Raw genomic sequence first — 20822 nt, 5'->3', positions numbered from 1 at the left:
AACACCATCGCTAGAGTCCGGAGCATGTGTCCTGGCTGTCGCCAGGAGGACGCTGGAGCGGGAGCAGGGCTACCCCTCCTCCACGCCCCGCTTCAGCACGGCGCGGGCAGCTTCGCGGTGTTCCGTCGTGATGTGGCCGGCGACCAGACGAATGGCGGTGGCGAGCACCGCGGCGTCATCGGTGAAACCGAGGACCGGCATCATGTCGGGGATGAAGTCGAACGGCAGGATGAAGTAGGCGAGCGCACCGAGCAGCGACGCCTGGACGTGGCGCGGCGTGGCCTTGTCGAAGGCGCAGTAATAGGCGGCGAGCAGATCTTCCGCGAACGGCAGACGCGTGGCGCCGCGCTTCAGCTTGCGCCAGAAGCGGCGCCGCACGCTCTCTCGATCTTCAGCGAGCCGATCCGCCGGCTCGAAGCCGACGCTCTGCTCGGCAGCCATATCCCGAAACTCCCATTTCACGCCGACGCGGCGGATCGCCGCATGCGGTGCTGATCACAAGATGGGGATTCACCTGATCGCTGCAAGACGTCAGCCGGCTGTTCGCCCGGCAATGGCGTTCATCGCCTTGGCGAGTTCGATGTCGCGCGTGGTGAGGCCGCCGGCGTCATGGGTCGCGAGTACCACCTCGACGGTCTTGTAGACGTTGCGCCATTCGGGATGGTGATCCATCTTCTCGGCAACGAGCGCCGCGCGCGTCATGAAACCGAAGGCCTCGTTGAAATCCTTGAAGACAAAGGTCTTCCCGATCGCCTCGCGGCCTGGGGTCTCCGCCCATCCCGGCAATCCGCCCAGGGCCTGCTTGCGCGCCTCCGCCGACAACCGCTCTGCCATGATGGTCTCCGTCCTTCAGGGGAACTTTACCCTAACACCGTGCTTACGGACGGGTTCATCTCGGATTTGCCCCATCCGCTAACCATGACGCAGATGTAACCCCGCCGGACAAGAAATTTGCTACAATTGGGGGCGTAAATCGCCGGCCGAGATGAAACCGAGCCTCAAGCGTCTGTCTGGGAGATCGATGACCGGGGGATTGGACCTGGCCCAAACGCCCACCCCGCCGTCGCCGCGATCCGCGGCGCGTAAGACTGCGCTCGTGTCTCTCGCCCTCGTGCTCGCGATCGTCGGTGCGCTCGCCGGCGGTTACTATTTCGCGATGCGCCCGGTGACACTGAAGATCGCGGTCGGTCCCGCCAACAGCGACGACATCAAGGTGGTGCAGGCGCTGACCCAGGCCTTCGCGCACAACAAGAGCTACGTGCGGCTGCGCCCGGTCCAGACCGACAGCGCCACCGCCAGCGCCGATGCGCTCGCCGAAGGCAAGGTCGATCTCGCCATCGTGCGCGGCGATCTCGACGTCCCCAAGAACGCGCAAGCCGTCGCGACCCTGCGCAAGAACGTCGTGGTGCTGTGGTCCATGCCCGGCAAGGGCAAGAAACGCGGTGCCAAGATCACCAAGATCTCGCAGCTCGCCGGCCATCGCGTCGGCGTGGTCGGGCGCACGCCAGCCAACGTCAATCTGCTCAAGGTGATCCTGCAGCAATACGGCGTCGATCCCGCCAAGGTCGAGATCGTGCAATTCCCGGCGAACGAAGCGGCGGAAGCGATCCGCGCCCAGAAGGCCGACGTCTATCTCGCGGCAGGTCCCGTCAACAGCAAGATCACGGCAGACGCGATCGCCGCCTCCTCCAAGGACGGCGGCACGCCGACTTTCCTCGCGATCGATTCGGCGGATGCGATCGCGCAGAATCACCCCGTCTATGAAGCTTCCGAGATTCCCGCGGGCACCTATGGCGGCTCGCCCGCGCGCCCCGAGGACGAGGTCAAGACGATCAGCTTCTCCCACCACATCGTCGCGCGCAAAGGCCTCTCCGACACCACCGTCGCGGCGTTCACGCGCCAGCTCTTTGCCGTGCGCCAGCAATTGGTCGCCGCATTCCCGCAGGTCGCGAAGGTCGAAACGCCCGACACCGACAAGGACGCCGTGATCCCCGTGCATCCCGGCGCCGCCGCCTTCGTCGACGGCGAGGAAAAGACCTTCCTCGACAAATACAGCGACTACATCTGGTGGAGCCTGATGGCGCTCTCGGCGATGGGCTCCATCGGCGCGTGGTTCGCCGGCTACCTGAAGAAGGACGAGCGCAACAACAACAGCCATCTGCGCGAGCGGCTGTTCGACATGATCGCCGCGGCCCGCAAGAGCGATACGAACGAAGAGCTCGACCAGATGCAGACCGAAGCCGACGAGATCCTGCGCGACACGCTGCGCTGTTTCGACCATGGCGCCATCGAGGAGGGCGCGCTCACCGCGTTCAACATCGTGCTCGACCAGTTCCACGCCGCGGTCGCCGATCGCAAGGCCGTGTTGTCCAGTCTGCCGCCGAACCTGCAGCGCCCCGGCGCGCAGTTCAGGGCCGCCGGCAACGCCTAGCGGCCTCGTGACGTAATCGCTGCGTCACATTGCCTAAATATAGGTTTCGCGCCTTTGCGGGCGGCCTCGAGGGTCACCCCGGAACACCGCGCGGGATGCGCGAGACAGCTAGCCAGCGAGCCAGCCCATGAACATCAAATTCTCCCGCCGCCGCTTCCTCACCACCAGCGCCGGTGCGCTCGGCGCGGTCGCGATGCCCTACATCTCGCGCGCGGCCGACCGGCCGGCGGTGACGCATGGCGTGCAGTCGGGCGACGTCAGCGTCGACGGCGGCGTCGTCTGGGCGCGGACCGATCGGCCGGCGCAGATGCTGGTCGAAGTCGCAACGACGGAATCATTCAAGGATGCGCGCGCCCTGCCGCCGATCGCAGCACTTCCCGAGAGCGACTTCACCGCGAAGATGCTGCTGGAGAACCTGCCGGGCGGACAGGACATCTTCTATCGCGTCCGCTTCCGCGATCTCTCGCACGGCGCGATCGAAGGCGAATCCGTCGTCGGCCGCTTCCGCACCGCGCCCGCCGATCGCCGCGACGTCAGCTTCGTCTGGGGCGGCGACGTCGCCGGCCAGGGCTGGGGCATCAATCCCGACGACGGCGGCATGCTTTCATTCTCGACCATGCGCAAGCACCGTCCGGACTTCTTCCTGCATTCCGGCGACACGATCTATGCCGACGTCCCGATCCTGCCCGAGGTCAAGCTCGCCGACGGCAAGATCTGGAAGAACGTGACGATCCCCGAGAAGGCGAAGGTCGCGGAAACGCTGGACGAGTACCGTGCCGCGCACAAATACAATCTCACCGATGTCAATGTCCGCGCATTCAATGCCGAGGTGCCGATCTTCGTGCAGTGGGACGACCACGAGGTCACCAACAATTGGTCGCTGTCGAAGCAACTGCCGGACGCCTACAAGGAGCGCGACGTCACGCTGCTCGCCGCGCGCGGCGCGCGCGCCTTCCACGAGATGTATCCGCTGCGCGAAAGCATCGTCGAGCCGGGCCGCATCTATCGCCGCATCTCCTATGGCCCGCATCTCGACGTGTTCATGCTGGACGAGCGCAGCTATCGCGGCCCGAACGGTCCCAATCTCGAAGAGAGCTACGGCCCGCCCGCCTATTTCCTCGGCCCGGACCAGATCGCGTGGCTGAAGCGCGGCCTGCTCGACTCGCGCGCGACCTGGAAGGTGATCGCCTCCGACATGCCGCTCAGCCTCGTCGTGCCCGATACGGCCAAGGGCGGCTCGGAAGCCTTCGCGCAGGGCAGCGGTCCGGTGCGTGGCCGCGAATTCGAGATCGCCGACCTGCTGCGCTTCATCAAGACGGCGCCTGTCCGGAACACCGTGTGGCTCACGGCGGACGTGCACTACACCGCCGCGCATTATTACGATCCGAACAAGGCGCAGTTTCAGGAATTCGAGCCGTTCTGGGAATTCGTCTCGGGTCCGTTGCACGCCGGCGCCTTTGGTCCGAACGAGCTCGACAACACGTTCGGGCCGGAGGTGCGCTTCGTGAAAGCTCCGGGAAAGGACAGCCAGAATCTGCCGCCGTCCGCCGGCATGCAGTTCTTCGGTCACGTCAAGATCGACGGCGCGTCCGGGCAGATGACGGTGACACTGCGCGACCGCGCCGACGTCGCGCTATGGTCGACCACGCTCGATCCGAAACAGGCCTGATCGCCATCGTCCCGACGCGCGTGCTTGCGCGAACCGGAATCCGGATCGCGCGCAACCGCTAATCCTCGGCCCGTGCCTGCAGCGCCGCTTCCAGCGCGTCGCTCGAGCAGGGCTTCTGCAACCGCGGCTGGCCGGCGAAGGCCGGCGGAACGCGCGTCTCGGCGCCATAGCCGGTGACGAACACGAACGGGATCTTCAGGGCGACCAGCCGCTCGGCAATCGCGAAGCTCTTCTCGCGGACCAGCTCGACATCGAGCAGCGCGAAGTCCGGCGCGCGCTCCGCGATCGCCTGAAGCGCCTGCGCGACCGACGCGACCGTGCGAACGTGCTTCACGCCGAATCCCATCAGACGATCCTCGAAATCGATCGCAATGATCGGATCATCCTCGACGATCAGGACATCGGCGGGGACGTCGGCCGGGCGGCCGGGAGCGGCAGGTACCATGATCCTGTCTATTAAGGGCTGCATGTTTTGTCCGATCAGAACAGCCTCAACTCGATGCCTGCGCCCAGCGCATCGGAGGGTTCCCGGAACGAAACTCACCACACAACAGTTTCTCCGTCTGTACACTTGTGCACATAGCCGACGAACGGAACTCGGTAATGTCGAAAGGAGATCAGGGGACGGATGATGGATGCACGTACGGGCAAGGCGATCGACAACAATGGCAGACCCGCGAACAATCTGCTGCGGCGGTTGAGCCCGACGGACTACGCGCTGCTCGCACCGCACATCGCGTTCGAGAACGCCGCGGCCAACGAGCTGCTCTACAATCCCGGCGATGATGTCCAAGTCGTCCATTTCCCCTGCGGGCCCTCGCTAGCGACCTTCCTGGTGCCCAACGAGGACGGCCGCGACGTCGAGACCATCCTGGTCGGCCGCGAAGGCGCGGTGGGCGGCATCGTCAGCGAAGGATATCTGCCGGCCTACACCCGCATCGTCGTCAAGTTCGGCGGACCGTTCGCGCGCATTCACGTCGGCAAGCTGGAGGCGGCCAAGCTGCGTTCGGCATCGCTGCGCAACGTCTTTGCGCGCTACGCCGATTGCATGCTGGCGCAGATCTTCCAGTCGACCGCCTGCAACGCCATCCATTCGATCGAGCAGCGCACCGCCAAATGGATCCTGGCGGCGATGGAGCGGACCGACAACGAGAACAGCGTTCCGCTGACCCACGAGCAACTCGCGACGCTGCTCGGCGTCGGCCGCAGCTACGCGAGCCGCGTGCTGCAGTCGTTCAAGGCCGAGGGCATTCTCGACACCAGACGCGGCGCGATCCTGGTCCGCAACCGCGATGGCCTGCGGATGCGCGCCTGCCTCTGCAACGAGGCCGTGAAGAACCATTTCGAGGAGGTGCTGCGGGGCGTGTATCCGAGCGAGGAGGCGGACCGCAGCTCGGCCTGAGGCGGAACTGCCGCTCCCACCCCCCGAAGGCCCCTAAGCCCCGGGGATTCCCGGACAAAATTCAGTCAACCAACCCTCAAAGAACACATTGTTTTTTGGCGGTTTTTGCATATATTGCGCCGCAAACGCAGGGGTGCCCGGTCGAGCTGGCCGGGCTTCCCTTTTTGGGCGAAGAGCGCCCGTTTCCAGTCTTCCAGCGTTGTTTCGAAAAGAGGTCCCGGTCCGACCGGCGAGATCGCGCTTAACCCATTGTTCGAACGCAAAGAAGCTTACTCATGAACCTCCGCAACATCGCCATCATCGCCCACGTCGACCACGGCAAGACGACCCTGGTCGACCGCCTCCTCCAGCAATCCGGCACGTTCCGCGAAAACCAGAAGGTGACCGAGCGCGCCATGGACTCCAACGATCTGGAGCGCGAGCGCGGCATCACCATCCTGGCCAAGGCGGCCTCGGTGCAGTGGAAGGACACCCGGGTCAACATCGTCGACACCCCCGGCCACGCCGATTTCGGCGGCGAGGTCGAGCGCATCCTGAACATGGTGGACGGCGCGCTGGTGCTGGTGGACGCCGCCGAAGGCCCGCTGCCGCAGACCAAATTCGTCGTCTCCAAGGCGCTCAAGGTCGGCCTCAAGCCGATCGTGGTCATCAACAAGGTCGACCGCCCCGACGCGCGCCCGACCGAGGTCATCAACGAAGTGTTCGACCTGTTCGCGGCGCTCGACGCCAGCGAGGAGCAGCTCGACTTCCCGATCCTCTACGGGTCGGCCAAGCAGGGCTGGATGGCCGATAGCCCGGAGGGTCCGAAGGACAAGGGCATGGAGCCGCTGTTCGACCTGATCCTGCGTCACGTGGCCCCCCCCAAGGTCGAGGAAGGTCCGTTCCGGATGATCGGCACGATCCTCGAGGCCAACCCCTATCTCGGTCGCATCATCACCGGCCGCATCACCTCCGGCCAACTCAAGCCGAACCAGCAGGTCAAGGTGCTGAACGCCGACGGCAAGCTGATCGAGCAGGGCCGCATCAGCAAGATCCTGGCGTTCCGCGGCATCGAGCGTACGCCGCTCGATGAAGCCGAAGCCGGCGACATCGTCGCCATTGCCGGCCTGACCAAGGGCACCGTCGCCGACACCTTCTGCGATCCGACCGTCGAGGTGCCGCTGACCGCGCAGCCGATCGATCCGCCGACCGTGTCGATGTCGTTCATCGTCAACAATTCCCCGCTCGCCGGCACCGAGGGCGACAAGGTGACGAGCCGCATGATCCGCGACCGTCTGCTCCGCGAAGCCGAAGGCAATGTCGCGCTGCGCGTCGTCGAATCCACCGACAAGGACGCGATGGAAGTGTCGGGCCGCGGCGAATTGCAGCTCGCGATCCTGATCGAGACGATGCGCCGCGAGGGCTTCGAGCTCTCCGTGTCCCGCCCGCGCGTCGTGTTCCAGAAGGACGAGGCGACCGGCGCCACCATGGAGCCGATCGAGGAAGTCGTGATCGACGTCGACGAGGAGCATTCCGGCGTCGTCGTGCAGAAGATGAGCGAGCGCAAGGCCGAGCTGATCGAGATGAAGCCGTCCGGCGGCAACCGCCAGCGCCTGGTGTTCTACGCGCCGACCCGTGGCCTGATCGGCTACCAGGGTGAACTGCTCACCGACACGCGCGGCACCGCGATCATGAATCGCCTGTTCCACGGCTATGCGCCGTACAAGGGCGAGATCCAGGGCCGCCGCAACGGCGTGCTAATCTCCAACGACCAGGGCGACGCCGTCGCCTACGCGATGTTCAAGCTGGAAGACCGCGGCCCGATGATGATCGAGCCCGGCTGGAAGGTCTATCGCGGCATGATCGTCGGCGAGCACACCCGCGACAACGATCTCGAGATCAACGTGCTCAAGGGCAAGCAGCTCACCAACATCCGCACCACCTCCAAGGACGAGGCCGTGCGTCTGACCCCGCCGATCCGGATGACGCTGGAGAAGGCGCTCGCCTATATCGAGGACGACGAACTCGTCGAGGTCACGCCGAAGTCCGTCCGCCTGCGCAAGAAGCACCTCGATCCGAACGAGCGCAAGCGCGCGGAAAAGGCCAAGGAAGCGGTGGCGTAAGCTGCCGCTCCCATACCCCGGACGCAGCACATCACGATCGTGCTGCGCTGCCGGGCCGGGCCCCCGTATTTCCATCAGACCTAACGCCCCTGTATCCGGCTCTGCGCAGCAGCGCGGGGCGACGTAGCGCGTCCGGGACAAGAGAGCCGACCTGGCTTCAGCACACCCAGCGAACGTGCTAGAGCCCGGCCATGAACGCCCTTCCCTCCTCCGTCGACATCGCGATCATCGGCGCGGGCGCTGCCGGCCTCGGCGCCGCGCAGGCGCTGACGGGCTCCGGCCTTTCCGTGATCGTGCTGGAGGCGCGCAACCGGCTCGGCGGCCGCGCCTGGACGGTGCAGGCCTCGCCGGACGTGACATTCGACGTCGGTTGCGGCTGGCTCCATTCGGCGGACAAGAACTCCTTCGTCCCGATCGCAAGGCAACTGGGATTCGAGGTCAACAAGGACCTGCCGCCCTGGCGCGAACGCGCCTTCGGCAACGCCTTTCCGCAAGGCGAGCGCGATGCGTTCATGCGCGCGATGGATGCCTTCTATGAGCGGCTCTGGCGGGCCGCGCAGAAGGGCAAGGACGAACCCGCGAGCCTGAGCCTCGAACCCGGCAATCGCTGGAACCACATGATCGACGCGGTCTCGACCTATGTCAACGGCTGCGAGCTGAAGGACATGTCGACGCTGGACTGGGACGCCTATGAGGACAGCGAGCTGAACTGGCGCGTCCGACGCGGCTATGGTGCGCTGATCGCCGCGTATGGGGCAAATCATCCGGTCGCACTCGACTGCAACGTCACGCTGGTCGATCACGCAGGCAAGCGCGTCCGCATCGAGACATCACGGGGCACGCTGACCGCGGACAAGGTGATCATCACCGTTCCGACCAATCTGATCGCTGACGAGGCGATCAGATTCTCTCCACCGCTTCCCGCCAAGGTCGACGCGGCGCGCGGCCTGCCGCTCGGCGTGGACGACAAGGTGGCGCTGGCGCTCGAGGACGCTGAAGCCTTTCCCAAGGAAGGCAATCTGCGCGGCGCGACCATGCGCACCGAGATGGGCACCTACCACATCCGTCCGTTCGGCCGGCCCTGCATCGAGGGCTTCTTCGGCGGCAGCTTCGCGCGCGCGCTGGAAGACGCCGGAAAAGGCGCCATCGCCGCGCAGAGCATCGACGAGATCGCGGGCTTTCTCGGCAATGACATCCGCCGCAAGCTGAAGCCGCTCTACGAATCCCGCTGGGCTCACGATCCCTTTGCCCGTGGCTCCTATTCGCACGCGCTGCCCGGCCATGCCGGCGACCGCGCCGCGCTGGCAACGCCCGTCAACGGGCGATTGTTCTTCGCGGGAGAGGCAACGTCGACGAACTTCTTCACGACCGCGCACGGGGCGCGGGACAGCGGCGAGCGGGCGGCAAGGGAAGCGCTGGGAACGGCGGCGAAGCCGTAACATCCGTCATTCGATCACCCGCGCCCGCAAGTCCGCATCAGGCACGAAGCATGCGTCGTACTTGCCGAAGATGCGATAGCGATTGCGGGCGATGAGGCCGTATACGGGGTCCCGCAGCGGCTTCGGCACCGCGAACAAGACACGCGTCCAGCCCCAGCCGGGAAGCTGTGACAGCACCGTCAGCGCGGCGTCCGACTTCATCAACGCCTTGCCGCCATGGATCACGGCATTGGTGTCGGGATCGTCGGGATCGATGCCGAATGTACGCGCGAGGCGCATGCCGTAGTCCGACTGGATCGGCGTGAAGCGGAAGCGCCTGGCCGTGTCGCGCTGTGCGACGAACCGCACCCAGCGCGAGCAGAAGATGCAGACACCGTCGAACAGGATCACGTCATCGTCGGGCCATTTGCTCATCGGACTCTCTTCTCGGCGCGCTTTCTGTTCGCGAACCGGCCTCCACTTCGCTCAGAAGCACTACCTGTTGTCCAGCATCAGCAGCGCCACGATCATCAGCACGATCGCCGGTCCCGTCTTCACCAGCGCCCCGAGCGGTTCGATCCAGAGATCGGGGGTCAGGATCGCCGCGCCCGCCATGTAGCCGAGCGAGGCGAGGATACCAGCGAGGAGACCGATCGGCGCCGAGCGGCGGAAGGCGATCAGCACGCCGATGCTCATGTCCATCAGGCTGGTGCCGATGGTGACGGGATCGACCAGTGCGGCCGGAAAGCCATGCGAACTCAGGATGCCGGCCGCGGCGCGATACGACACGAACAGCGCGATGAAGCCGGAGACGAGCCAGAACGCCACCAGGCTTGCCATGACCAGCGCCTTGATCAGGAACAGGCGCGCGAACCATTTGTCCTGGATGGTGGCGGGATGACGCCCGATCATCTCGGTCAGTGTTTTCGGGACGATGCCCGTGGCGGCAATCCAGCCGGACGGATCGCCGGTCACGCCACGACGCAATTCGGCGATCGCCGTGGCGCGCATCGGCGGCATCCAGCCGAGACAACCGGCGAGATCGCCGAGCTTCGCGCCGAGGTCGAGCGCGAACGACGGCATCGCAACCTGCGGCCAGCCGGCCGTCCCGAACGCGAAACGAAACTGCTTGATGACACCCGCCATCGTGATCGGCGCGGGCTGCATCAGGTCCCAGCTCACCGCTCTCGCGGAGACATCGTCGATATCGCGGGCGGCGAGCCAGGCGATGGTGGCGGAGATATCCTCGACCGCGACGGGCTGGAACGGCGTCGCCATCTCGGCAGCGGGAAGATCGAACGGAGAGGCCGCGAGCGAGCGCAGCATGGCGCTGCCGCCATACGCCGACGGGGCGATCACGAAGCCCGGCCGGAGAATGGCATAGGGAATGCCTGACGATGCGATCACGCGTTCGGCGTCACGCTTGGTCGTCGCGAAAGCGGTGCGATCCGCATCCGCGGTTCCGGGGATCGAGATGTGCACCAGCCGGATCGGACGGCCGCTCTGGCCGATGGCCTCGAGCAGGCGCGCGACGAAGTCGCGATGAACGGCCTGGGTGTCGCTGCCCGGACCGTCCTGGAGCACGCCGAGGCAGTTCACGACGACGTCCACTACGTGCGCGCCAAGCAGGTGCGTCAGCGCCGGCGCGTCCAGTGACAGGATCGGCAGTTCGATGTCGAGCGCGCTCATCTTCTGCGCCGGTGACAGGCTGCGTGCCACGCCGATCACGCGAAATTCTCGCGCGCGCAGATCGTCGGCGACGAAGCGGCCGATCAGACCGGACGCACCGAGCACGAGGATCGTTCGCTGTTTCATGGCATCCCTCAAAACGGCTTTGCGATCATCAGCCAGAGGATCAGCATCGTCGCACCGAAGCCTGGGAAGCCGAACGCGAACCAGCGGCGGAACAGGACGAAGTAGCGCGGCGGCAGGGCGGCCCTCTGATCGGCCGCCTTGCGCGCGAGATCGCGCATCTCGATCTGCATGAACACCACCGGAATCCAGAACACGCCTGCGAGCCCGTAGAGGCAGAGCGAGGCGAGGAGCCATCGTTCGGTGATCGGTGTGGCCGACAGCATCATCAGCAAACCGCCAGTGATCGGCTGCAGGATCACGGCCGAAAGCGTGAAAATCGCATCAGCGATCACGACCACAGATGCCGTGCGCGCGATGAATTCTGCGTCATGGCTGCGATGCGCCGTCAGCATGAAGAAGGCGATGCCGGTTCCAGTGCCGAGAATGACGATGGCACCGAGCACATGAAGATATTTGATCACGAAATACAGCGTCATGGCTTCTTGGTCGCCACGGGCTTCGGCAGGTTCAGCGCACGGTCGAGCGCTCCGGCGGCCGCTTTCACGCCCGCTTCGGTCTCGATCATCCAATGGCCTTCGCTGCCCACGGGCGGCAGCACGTGGAAATCCACTCGGCCGCCACCTCCACGAAACGCATCCGCCAGCGTCTTCGAAAAGGCCGGCGCGAAATAGCTGTCATTGGCCGCGACGAACCATGAGACGGGGATGTGCGAGGCCTTGCCGAACTCCGCTGCCGCTGTGACGAGCGTATGGGGCGCGCAGATCCGGTTCGGTTCATCGTTGGCGTGACCGCCACGCCCGGGGGAGAATGCAATGATCGCGGAGATCGCTTTCGGATCGGCGTTCGCCAGCGCCAGCGCGCCCCAGCCGCCGGCGGAATGACCGAGCACGACGGCGGCATCCGTGCGGACGAAATCCTGCTTTCGCAAATAGTCCAGCGCGAGCCGAATCTCGTCCGCGGTGGCGCGGCCGGAGCGCGCGTAGTCGGCCTCATCGCAACCACCCTGATCCTCGACATAGCGGCCGCCCGTTGCACCATGTCCGAGCCGTTCCGGCACCAGCACGGCAAAGCCTCGCGCGACCAGGTGCGCGACCAGCGCGCGGTACTCCGGATGCGACATTTGCGCGCGACGAATCACGTTCTGCGTCGAGGCGTGCGCGATGACGGCGAGACGGAATGGGCCGGGCCCAGGCGGACGAAAAAGCAGCGCATGCGCGGCAATGTCGGTATCCGGCGACGGTACGCGCCATTGCTGCCGGCGGAACGGTTCGCCCTCCTCACCCGATGCGCCCAACGTGACCTGAGCGCACAGAGGCGACGCCGTCAGCAGCGTCAGCAGGCACAAGAGCGCGAGAGTGTTGAAGAACCGCATGAATTGCCGGAGGCGACACAGATGACGGCAAGCAGACTAGTAGGAACGAATCATCCGGGGCGGACTTTCTGCGTTGCCGATGCCGCTCATTCCTTGTCGCAAAGCAGTTTTGCACCGACGCATGGCACGCCCGCGTCGTTCGAATTGGTCTCTTGTCTTTTTTCGGTACAACATGGCTCAAATACTGATGCAGAAAATCCACACGTTAACCGATAATTAACGATAGGTCTTGCCGCCGGCGCGGCGACTTGGTTTGATCACGCCCATGAGCACAACCCTGATCGAGGTCCGGCCGGCGAAAGCTGCAGATGCAACTGCGGTGGCGTCGACGCATGACGAAGCCTGGCGCTCCGCCTATCAGGGCATCATCCCCGGTGCCGAACTGGAGAAGCTGATCAACCGTCGCGGCCCGCAATGGTGGGACAGCGCGATCCGCAAGGGCAGCCGTGTCAGCGTGCTCGTGTTCGGCGACAAGATCGCGGGCTACGCCAATTACGGCCGCAACCGCGCGCGCAGCCTGCATTTCGACGGCGAGATCTACGAGCTGTATCTGCGCCCCGAGTTTCAGGGCCTCGGTTTCGGCCGGCGCCTGTTCGCCGCCGCCCGCCGCGACCTGATGCAGAGCGGGCTGAAGAGCATGGTGGTGTGGGCGCTCTCGGACAACGATCCGGCCACCGAGTTCTACCGGGCGCTGGGCGGCCGGATGGTGGCCCGTTCCTCAGAGCGATTCGGGCCGAAGTCGCTCGACAAGGTTGCCTTCGCCTGGACAAATTGAGCTGCTGAAAACCTGATCGGCAGCGTTTGCCTCCGTCGATACCGTCGCTTCGAGCCGGTGATCGCGGGATTCATTATTTCACAAGAACGCGATGGATAGGCGGGCCAAGCCCGCGTATGACATTGCCAAAATCGCTGCCGGGCGCGATTTACCCTCGGCAATAACGGAGCCTTGAATGCGTATCGATGCTGTCTCGATCGGGAAGAACACGCCACACGAAGTCAACGTCATCATCGAAGTCCCCGTGGGCGGTGAACCGATCAAATACGAGATGGACAAGGAGGCCGGCACGCTGGTGGTCGACCGCTTCCTCTACACGCCGATGCGTTACCCCGGTAACTACGGCTTCATCCCGCACACGCTGTCGGACGACGGCGACCCCTGCGACGTCCTGATCGTCAATACACGCGCCATCATTCCCGGTGCCGTCATGAGCGTGCGCCCGGTCGGCGTGCTGTTCATGGAGGACGAGGCCGGTGGCGACGAGAAGATCCTGGCGGTGCCGTCGTCGAAGCTGACGCAGCGCTACGACAAGGTGAAGTCGTATTCCGACCTGCCGGACATCACGCTGCAGCAGATCCAGCACTTCTTCGAGCACTACAAGGATCTCGAGAAGGGCAAGTGGGTGAAGATCCTGCGCTGGGGCGGCCCGGAGGAAGCCCAGAAGCTGATCCTCGAAGGCATCGAGCGCGAAAACAAGAAGAAGAAGGCGTAAGGATCCGTCACCCGGGTTCGCGCGACAGCCGCGAACCCGTAGATGGCGCTTTGCTACACCGCCGGCTTCGGCAGGCCCGCGATTGCGCAGGCCGCGCGCAACGTGTTCACGAGCAGGCAGGCGACGGTCATCTGGCCGACGCCGCCCGGCACCGGCGTCACCGCACCGGCAACGCCGAGCGCTTCCTGATAGGCGACGTCGCCGACCAGCCGGGTCTTGCCGTCCTCCTTCGGGATCCGATTGATGCCGACGTCGATCACGGTCGCGCCCGGCTTCAGCCAGTCGCCCCGCACCATCTCGGGCTTGCCGACCGCGGCATAGACGAGGTCGGCGCGCTTCACGAGCCCGGGCAGGTCGCGCGAGCGCGAATGCGCGATCGTCACCGTGGCGTTCTCGTTCAACAGCAATTGCACCAGCGGGCGGCCGACCAGATTGGAGCGGCCGATGACGACGGCGTTCATGCCTTCGAGCGAGGCATGCACGCTCTTGGTCAGGATGATGCAGCCGAGCGGCGTGCAGGGCGACAACGCCTCGAAGCCACCGGCGAGCCGCCCGGCATTGTTCGGATGGAGGCCGTCGACGTCCTTGGCGGGATCGATGGCATTGATCACCGCTTCGGTGTTCAGTCCTTTGGGCAGAGGCAATTGCACCAGGATGCCGTGCACGGCGGGGTCTCGGTTCAGTGTCGCGACCAGTGCCAGCAACTCGCCTTGCGAGACGTCGGCCGGCAGTTTGTGCTCGAACGAGGCCATGCCGGCGGCCTGGGTCTGGGTGTGCTTGGAGCGGACGTAAACCTCGCTCGCGGGATCGGTGCCGACCAGAACGACCGCGAGGCCCGGCACCAGCTTGTGCTCGCGCTTGACGCGGGCGACCTCGTCGGCGACGCGGCCGCGCAATTCGGCGGCAATGACTTTTCCATCGATGATCTTGGCGGTCATGTCAGTTCCCTGATCCCTGAGGTTAGGCCGAGGCGAGTGCCCGCAAAGCATCGTCGAGACGCTCCGGATCGCCGTCGACCGCAATCTGCTTCAGCCGCGACGCAGCTCCGGAGAGGAGCCGCACGCTGGCCTTGGGCGCGCCGAGCGATTTCGCCAGCAACGCCAGAACGGCGCGATTGGCCTCGCCGCCATCGGCGACGGCACGCACCCGCACTTTCAAGACGCTGCGGCCGTCGGCCAGTGTCTCGATTCCGTCGATGCCATCACGGCCGCCGCGCGGCGTCACCCGCAGCGCGATGGTGATTCCCGTGCCTGACATACGCCAAGGTGACGTCTGCCGAGGCTCGCTGGCCGCCAAGGCTCCGCCCGCGCCGATCAGATCACGTTCGGGTAGATGTAGTATATGATGACCCGCTCGATGAACATGATGATCAGGATCAGGATGATCGGCGAAATGTCGATGCCGCCGAGATTGGGCATCACATTGCGAATCGGCGCCAGCACCGGCTCGGTGATGCGGTAGAGGAACTCCGCCACCGCCGACACGAACTGGTTGCGCGTGTTCACGACATTGAAGGCGATCAGCCAGGACAGGATCGCGGACGCGATCAGCAGCCAGACGTAGAGGTCGAGCACGATATTGATGATGTCGAGAACGGCACGCATGGCTGTGAAAACTCTGGCTCCGGTCGAATTGACCCCTTTTGCTAAATATCGGTTCCCTCCCGCCCAAACAAGGGAAGTTCGGGGGCCCGAAGGGCGAAAACCGGGTTACGCCCGTCCTTGACTTGACCTTGGCGGGGACTTAAACCGGCGCCCGGTTGTCGGCCGCATTCACCAGAGCGGCCAGCAAAGGGGCCATAGCTCAGCTGGGAGAGCGCGTCGTTCGCAATGACGAGGTCGGCGGTTCGATCCCGCCTGGCTCCACCAGCCTTCGCTCACTTCGCGAGCTTCGGCCAGGCAAGCCCGGACAATACATCGTAGCGACGTGAGCAAAGGCTGTTCCGCCGGAGCCCGATGGGCGGCGGCGGACCCGGATCCCATCAGCCATATTCAATCGTCGCGCGCTCCGGCCGGGCCAGTCCGGCAGGCTCCCTCTTGGCGAACGCCGTCGCGCCCAATCGCCCCTTGGACGAACACGGACCGCCTCGGCAAAATCCCTTTACCTCCCCGTAAACCTCGGCGGCCGCTTTTCCATGAAGCTCGCCACGCCTTCCCTGAAATCGCTGCCGTTGAGCGCGACCAGCATCTCGCGATTGGCTTCGATCGTCGCTTCCGCCAACGACTGGAACGGCACCTCGTAGAGCTGGCGCTTGATCACGGCCATGGCGCTCGGCGAGACCAGATCAGCGAGATCCCGCGCATAGGCATAGGTCTCCTCGCGCAGTTTGTCGGGCGGGCAGAGCCGGTTGACCAGACCGATCCGCAGCGCCTCGTCGCTTGCCACGCGCCGGGCGGAGAGCAGCAGATCCATCGCATTGGCGTGGCCGACGATGCGCGGCAGCATCCAGCTCATGCCGTGTTCGGCGATCAGTCCGCGCCGGGCGAAGGCCGTGGTGAACACCGTGTTGTCGGCGGCGAACCGCAGGTCGCAATACAGCGCATGAACGAGGCCGATACCGGCGGTCGCGCCGTTGAGCATCGCGATGATCGGCTTGCCGATCGACGGGTAATAGCCGTAGCGCGTCTGCCAGTCCGGCCGGCGGTTCATGTCGAAGGGCGGCAGGTTCGACGCGCGCCTGACATCGTTGGGGTCGAGCCCCTTCAACGCATCCATGTCGGCGCCGGCGCAGAAGGCCCGGCCCGCGCCGGTGAGCACGATGACACGGACATCGTCATCGGCGGCCGACGCCTCCATCGCGTGACGCACGTCGCGCTCCATGATCGGCGTCCACGCATTCATGCGATCGGGACGGTTGAGCGTGATGGTCGCGACCTTGTCGCTCACCTCGTAGAGAATGTGTTCGTAGGCCACGGCGCTCTCCCTCTGCTTTCCGGCACGCCTGTGCGCGCTCGTTGCGAACGAGGCTAGCACATCGAGGGATTTTGAAACCGATTACTCGGCGGCCTGCGCCAGCATCGGCCGGCGCGCGAGCCAGCCATCGATGAAATGGCCGAGCCAGGCCCGTTCCGCGACGTCGTAGACCGCGCGGTCGGCGAAATGATGATGGCGCTGCCGCGCGCCGGGTGCGCTCAGACCGTCATAGCCGCGCGTGGTCCAGCAATGCATCATCGCGTAGGTCACGTCGGGATGAAACTGCAGGCCGAAGGCATTGCCGGCCCGGAAGGCCTGGATCGGGAAATCGTCGCCTTCGGCGAGCAGTTCGGCACCGGCAGCAAGCCCGAATCCCTCGCGATGCCAGTGATAGACCCGCTCCGGCCAGGCCGGGCAGAGCGCATGTCCGGCCGCGGTCGGACGGATCGGATAGTATCCGATCTGGGTCAATGCATCCGCATGCGGCGCGACACGGGCGCCGAGCTGCATCGCCAGCATCTGCGCGCCGAGGCAGATGCCGAGGAACGGTCGCTGTTCGCGGAGCGGAATTTCGATCCAGTCGATCTCCCGGCGAATGTAGTCGTCGGGATCATTGGCGCTCATCGGACCGCCGAACACCACGGCGCCGGCATGCCGGTCGAGCGTCTCGGGCAGGGGATCGCCAAAGCGTGGCCTGCGGATGTCGAGGTGATGGCCGAGCGCGCGCAGCGCATTGCCGACCCGGCCGGGCGTCGAGGATTCCTGATGCAGGACGATCAGGACGGGCAATTTGGCGTCGCGATCGGAGGCGGCCGCGCCTGGCACCCTTCGCATGGGGAAGGGCACCAACTCAGCGCCACCAAACCTGTCCGTCCGGAACGACATTGCCTTTACGGGTTCTATCGGTTCAGAACCGCCATCATAGCTAAGCGGCGGTTAACATCGTGTGAGTTCGCGCACACTTGCCTGATCTCGAAGCAAGCTCCGGGCCACCACGATCGCTTCGGGCTTTCGCCGGAAGATTTGCGAGCGAATCGAACACCGCTACGCGTCAGGCAGGCGCGGCCGGACCTGGACTCTAGTGCCGCTGCCTCTGGAACCGGCTGGTGGCAGACAGGATGAACCCCCGCGGGAAGAAACGCAGCGCGAACGGTACGATCTTGATGCCGAGACCAGGCAGCACTGCCCGCTTGTTGGCCATCAGGCCATGATAGGCCTGCCGTGCGACGTCTGCGGCGGACACGTTGAGAAGGGCCGTATCGTGCCCAGCCCCCACGCCGGCGCGCGTCTGGAATTCGGTCGGCACCGGACCCGGGCACAGGACGGTGACACGAACGCCGTGCGGCGCGAGCTCGGCCCGCAAGGCCTCGGTGAGCGAGATCACATAGGCCTTGGACGCGTAATACACCGCCATGCCGGGGCCGGGCAGAAAGCCGGCGACCGAGCCGACATTGAGAAGCCCGCCCTTGTTCTTGATGAGCTGATCGGCGAAGCGCAGCGACAAATCCGTCAGGGCCCGGACGTTGACGTCGACGATGCCGACCTGCTCGACGCGGTCGCGCTCGACGGCATCGCCGAACACGCCGAAGCCGGCATTGTTGACGAGGTGATCGAGTTCGACATCTTCGGCGGCGAGTGCGGCCGCGATCTTCTCGCCGGCATCCGCGTCCTGGAGATCGCACGCAATCACGATCGGCTTCTTGCCGCCCTTTGCGGCGAGTTCGGTCGCGAGCGCTTCCAGGCGGTCCGCACGTCGCGCCGTCAGCGCAAGACGATGCCCATTGGCGGCGAATACGCGCGCCAGCTCCGTGCCGATGCCCGCCGAGGCACCGGTAATCAGCGTCACCCGCTCAGTCACGATCGAAGTCTCTTGAATTCAAGTTTTTTGCCCCCGCAATGGCGGAACGAGAGCATAGGCCGTGCGCGACACGCAAGCTGGCTGGCCGCATGGCCGCTTGAGCAGGCGACAGGAAGAGCTGAAAAAAGCGCGGATTTGCGGGCGATTCCGGCACGGCGCGGCCGGCGGGCACATTAAAGTTTCGTCATGTGCGCGATACAACCCGCCGTTGGCGGGGCCGGCGGCAGGTCAGCCGCCGATCGCCTTGTCGGTCACCGGGCCGCCGGTCCGCTCCGCGACGGCGTGCTTGAGATCGATCCGGTCGCGCTGGGATATGCCGAGCAGGTCGGAGGCGCGCCAGACGACATTGTCCTCGAACTCAGTGACTTGGCCGTCGGCATAGACCAGCTCCCACATCATCTGGACGATGCGCTTGCGGCCCTCTTCGTCGAGCGAGCGCATGATGACGCTGGTGAAATGATAGAGATCGACAGCCTCGCCCTCGACCTGGGTCGCATCCGCGATCAGGCGGTCGGCCGTGCCGCGATCCAGCCCGAAATGGCTTTCGATCAGGCTGTGCAGCTTGCGCTGCTCGGCTTCCGTGGGCTGACCATCCAGCGAAATCACGTGGATCAGCAACGCGGTCGCCGCCAGCCGATAGTCGCTGTCACCGAATGCGCGATCCTGGGCATGAGGGGCCACGATCTCACTGATGAATTGACGCAGGCCGTCGAGCATGAAGTCCTTCCGAAATCGATGAAGGCCGCGGGCCGCGGCCGGTGCAAGCCATTATATGAGCGGGAAACTCAACCAGCGCAACGTGCGTCAGTTCCGCGCGCCGCATTACGTTTCGGCAACCTGACAGCTGCTTTTGTCGTCCTGGCCGAAGCCAGGACGACGCTGGAGAGGCATCGTGCCCGCTCGCATCGTCACGCCGGCCCTCAGGGTATCTCGTACACCACCATCTTGTCGGCGATGCCGCGCAGCGCCGCCTGCTTCTGGATCGGCTTGATCGCGCGTTGCTGCAGCACTTCCGCGACCGCGGGCGCGTCCAGTACCGGCTCGGTGATGTGGATCTCCTGCGCGGTCGACAGGCTCTGCACGCGGGCGGCGATGTTGACGGTCTGGCCGAAATAATCCTGCCGCTCGTTGAGCATGACCGCGAGGCAGGGTCCCTCATGGATACCGATCTTGACGATGAGATCGGCCGTGCCGCGCTGCCGGTTGAGCTCGTCCATGGCCGCGCGCATCCGCAGGCCCGCCACGATCGCATGCTCGGGACGAACGAAGGTCGCCATGACGGCATCGCCGATCGTCTTCACCACCGCGCCCTTCTCCGAAGAGATGATCTCGAGCAGCGCGTGGAAATGCGCGCGCACGAGATCGAAGGCGGCAAGATCGCCGACCCGCTCGTAAAGCGCGGTCGAGCCCTTCAGATCCGTGAACAGGAAGGTGAGCGAGGTGATCTGCAGCCGCTGGTCGATGTTGAGATTGTCGGCCTTGAACACGTCGCGGAAGGTCTGGTTCGACAACATCCGCTTGGCGGTGAGGAACGGTTTGCGCTTGCCGATCAGATGATGGAGGGCCTCGGCCGCGATGAACACCGACGGCAGCACGCGCACGCCCGCCTGGTTGTCGAGCGACAGACGCAGCGGCCCCGGCCGCATCGTCGTCGTCCCCGTCGGCGCCTGCACCTTGTTGTACATGATGGCGAGCTGCTGGCGCTCCTTGGCCGGCTCGCCCTGAACGTCGATGAACTGGGCGGCGTGCGTCACCGGCTCGAAGATGATGATGAAATCGTTGGGCAATTGCAGCGACATCGTCGCCTTCTCGCCGGCTGGAATCTCGAGCGTATCCAGCGTCACCTCGTTGACCAGCGTCGCGAACGAGTCCTTGTTGAAGTCGACGCCGGAGCTCCAGAACACCTGCTTGAAATATTCCCAGACCGGAAGCGTGTCGGGATCGTGCGCCGCGATCCGCCGCACCCGCGGGTTCACGGTGAAGGACACCTCGACCTGATCGTCGACCGATGCCTTGTAGCCGCAGGCGCAGAGCGCGCAATGATAGTCGTCCGGCTTGAGCGCCTTCAGCGTCGAATGCGCCCCCAGCACGCCGCCGCACCCCGGGCACAGCACGTTCCAGCCGAGATCGAACAACCCGAGCCGTGCCGAATGAAGGAAGGCCGAAATCACCCGCTCTTCGTCGAGCTGATGCTGCCTGGCGAAATCGAGGACGTTGACCCGGTTGAGCTCGTGGTCCTCGCCGTCATCGATGAGGCGCGCGATGGCGTCGACCACCTTCGCATCGGCGGTCTGCTTGAGAACGGAAAACTGGGCCTGGATGTCACTCATGGCGCAACTCTATCTGGGGTGG

Annotated in this window: 22 protein-coding genes and 1 tRNA gene; 8 read left to right on the top strand and 15 right to left on the bottom strand. The window is 65.1% G+C overall.

Annotated elements, in window-relative coordinates:
* Nucleotides 1-69 precede the first annotated feature (69 nt).
* Nucleotides 70-441 carry a YkvA family protein gene (locus QM712_RS27615; protein WP_415026317.1) on the bottom strand — a complete coding sequence of 124 codons (372 nt, stop codon included), beginning with the start codon at nt 439-441 and terminating at the stop codon, nt 70-72.
* Nucleotides 442-531: 90 nt separating this feature from the next.
* A complete protein-coding gene (locus tag QM712_RS27610; RefSeq protein WP_415026316.1) occupies nt 532-834 on the bottom strand; it encodes a 4a-hydroxytetrahydrobiopterin dehydratase in 303 nt (100 codons plus the stop codon).
* A 151-nt stretch (nt 835-985) separates the two neighbouring features.
* Here QM712_RS27610 and QM712_RS27605 point away from each other — a divergent pair, with 151 nt between their 5' ends.
* Together QM712_RS27605 and QM712_RS27600 are read left to right on the top strand one after the other, a co-directional pair.
* Nucleotides 986-2431 (top strand): TAXI family TRAP transporter solute-binding subunit, encoded by a 1446-nt coding sequence (locus tag QM712_RS27605; protein WP_415026315.1) that lies wholly within the window; start codon nt 986-988, stop codon nt 2429-2431.
* 127 nt (nt 2432-2558) lie between these two features.
* The gene (locus tag QM712_RS27600; RefSeq protein ID WP_415026314.1) at nt 2559-4100 is read left to right on the top strand and encodes an alkaline phosphatase D family protein; all 1542 of its coding nucleotides are present in this window, start codon (nt 2559-2561) and stop codon (nt 4098-4100) included.
* A 58-nt stretch (nt 4101-4158) separates the two neighbouring features.
* Here the strand turns inward: QM712_RS27600 and QM712_RS27595 are convergent, their stop codons facing one another.
* Nucleotides 4159-4545 carry a response regulator gene (locus QM712_RS27595; protein WP_415026313.1) on the bottom strand — a complete coding sequence of 129 codons (387 nt, stop codon included), beginning with the start codon at nt 4543-4545 and terminating at the stop codon, nt 4159-4161.
* Between the two features lie 186 nt (nt 4546-4731).
* Between QM712_RS27595 and QM712_RS27590 the strand changes: the two genes are divergently transcribed.
* From QM712_RS27590 to QM712_RS27580, 3 genes are all read left to right on the top strand, one after another.
* The gene (locus tag QM712_RS27590) at nt 4732-5502 is read left to right on the top strand and encodes a Crp/Fnr family transcriptional regulator (protein WP_415026312.1); all 771 of its coding nucleotides are present in this window, start codon (nt 4732-4734) and stop codon (nt 5500-5502) included.
* Between the two features lie 275 nt (nt 5503-5777).
* Nucleotides 5778-7604, top strand: coding sequence for a translational GTPase TypA (typA, locus tag QM712_RS27585; RefSeq protein WP_415026311.1), 1827 nt, complete (start codon nt 5778-5780; stop codon nt 7602-7604).
* 191 nt (nt 7605-7795) lie between these two features.
* On the top strand, nt 7796-9043 hold the full coding sequence (locus tag QM712_RS27580; protein WP_415026310.1) for a flavin monoamine oxidase family protein: 1248 nt from the start codon (nt 7796-7798) through the stop codon (nt 9041-9043).
* Between the two features lie 6 nt (nt 9044-9049).
* Here QM712_RS27580 and QM712_RS27575 read toward each other — a convergent pair whose 3' ends face one another.
* The 4 genes from QM712_RS27575 to QM712_RS27560 are packed head-to-tail and all read right to left on the bottom strand — an operon-like array spanning nt 9050 to nt 12209.
* Entirely contained in the window at nt 9050-9457 is a 408-nt protein-coding gene (locus tag QM712_RS27575; RefSeq protein ID WP_415026309.1) for a thiol-disulfide oxidoreductase DCC family protein, read from the bottom strand.
* A 60-nt stretch (nt 9458-9517) separates the two neighbouring features.
* Nucleotides 9518-10837 carry an SDR family oxidoreductase gene (locus QM712_RS27570; RefSeq protein ID WP_415026308.1) on the bottom strand — a complete coding sequence of 440 codons (1320 nt, stop codon included), beginning with the start codon at nt 10835-10837 and terminating at the stop codon, nt 9518-9520.
* Between the two features lie 8 nt (nt 10838-10845).
* Nucleotides 10846-11313, bottom strand: a complete 468-nt coding sequence (locus QM712_RS27565; protein WP_415026307.1) for a DUF2269 family protein — start codon at nt 11311-11313, stop codon at nt 10846-10848.
* Complete coding sequence (locus tag QM712_RS27560) at nt 11310-12209, bottom strand: dienelactone hydrolase family protein (RefSeq protein ID WP_415026306.1); 900 nt, start codon at nt 12207-12209, stop codon at nt 11310-11312. Before QM712_RS27560 ends, QM712_RS27565 begins: the two co-directional genes overlap by 4 nt.
* Nucleotides 12210-12474: 265 nt before the next feature.
* On the opposite strand from QM712_RS27560, the gene QM712_RS27555 reads away from it, so the two are divergent.
* Both QM712_RS27555 and ppa read left to right on the top strand, forming a co-directional pair.
* Entirely contained in the window at nt 12475-12984 is a 510-nt protein-coding gene (locus QM712_RS27555) for a GNAT family N-acetyltransferase (RefSeq protein ID WP_008136728.1), read from the top strand.
* Nucleotides 12985-13159: 175 nt separating this feature from the next.
* Complete coding sequence (gene ppa, locus QM712_RS27550; RefSeq protein ID WP_415026305.1) at nt 13160-13699, top strand: inorganic diphosphatase; 540 nt, start codon at nt 13160-13162, stop codon at nt 13697-13699.
* Nucleotides 13700-13752: 53 nt separating this feature from the next.
* Here ppa and folD read toward each other — a convergent pair whose 3' ends face one another.
* The 3 genes from folD to QM712_RS27535 are packed head-to-tail and all read right to left on the bottom strand — an operon-like array spanning nt 13753 to nt 15303.
* Nucleotides 13753-14637 (bottom strand): bifunctional methylenetetrahydrofolate dehydrogenase/methenyltetrahydrofolate cyclohydrolase FolD, encoded by an 885-nt coding sequence (gene folD / locus QM712_RS27545; protein WP_415026304.1) that lies wholly within the window; start codon nt 14635-14637, stop codon nt 13753-13755.
* Nucleotides 14638-14659: 22 nt separating this feature from the next.
* On the bottom strand, nt 14660-14995 hold the full coding sequence (locus QM712_RS27540) for a DUF167 domain-containing protein (RefSeq protein WP_415026303.1): 336 nt from the start codon (nt 14993-14995) through the stop codon (nt 14660-14662).
* Between the two features lie 17 nt (nt 14996-15012).
* A complete protein-coding gene (locus tag QM712_RS27535) occupies nt 15013-15303 on the bottom strand; it encodes a YggT family protein (protein WP_415026302.1) in 291 nt (96 codons plus the stop codon).
* 188 nt (nt 15304-15491) lie between these two features.
* Here QM712_RS27535 and QM712_RS27530 point away from each other — a divergent pair.
* Nucleotides 15492-15567, top strand: a tRNA-Ala gene (locus tag QM712_RS27530).
* Nucleotides 15568-15799: 232 nt separating this feature from the next.
* Here the strand turns inward: QM712_RS27530 and QM712_RS27525 are convergent.
* The 5 genes from QM712_RS27525 to QM712_RS27505 form a co-directional block, all read right to left on the bottom strand.
* Nucleotides 15800-16612, bottom strand: a complete 813-nt coding sequence (locus QM712_RS27525; RefSeq protein ID WP_415026301.1) for an enoyl-CoA hydratase — start codon at nt 16610-16612, stop codon at nt 15800-15802.
* Nucleotides 16613-16693: 81 nt separating this feature from the next.
* Nucleotides 16694-17497, bottom strand: a complete 804-nt coding sequence (locus QM712_RS27520; RefSeq protein ID WP_415026300.1) for a glutamine amidotransferase — start codon at nt 17495-17497, stop codon at nt 16694-16696.
* A 193-nt stretch (nt 17498-17690) separates the two neighbouring features.
* Entirely contained in the window at nt 17691-18470 is a 780-nt protein-coding gene (locus tag QM712_RS27515; protein WP_415026299.1) for an SDR family NAD(P)-dependent oxidoreductase, read from the bottom strand.
* A 228-nt stretch (nt 18471-18698) separates the two neighbouring features.
* The gene (locus tag QM712_RS27510) at nt 18699-19187 is read right to left on the bottom strand and encodes a TerB family tellurite resistance protein (RefSeq protein WP_415026298.1); all 489 of its coding nucleotides are present in this window, start codon (nt 19185-19187) and stop codon (nt 18699-18701) included.
* A gap of 203 nt (nt 19188-19390) precedes the next feature.
* The gene (locus QM712_RS27505) at nt 19391-20800 is read right to left on the bottom strand and encodes an adenylate/guanylate cyclase domain-containing protein (protein WP_415026297.1); all 1410 of its coding nucleotides are present in this window, start codon (nt 20798-20800) and stop codon (nt 19391-19393) included.
* Nucleotides 20801-20822: the final 22 nt, after the last annotated feature.

The sequence above is a fragment of the Bradyrhizobium sp. genome, from assembly GCF_047605465.1.
In the GTDB taxonomy this organism is placed as follows: domain Bacteria; phylum Pseudomonadota; class Alphaproteobacteria; order Rhizobiales; family Xanthobacteraceae; genus Bradyrhizobium.
This window is presented reverse-complemented; position numbering and strand designations above follow the sequence as displayed.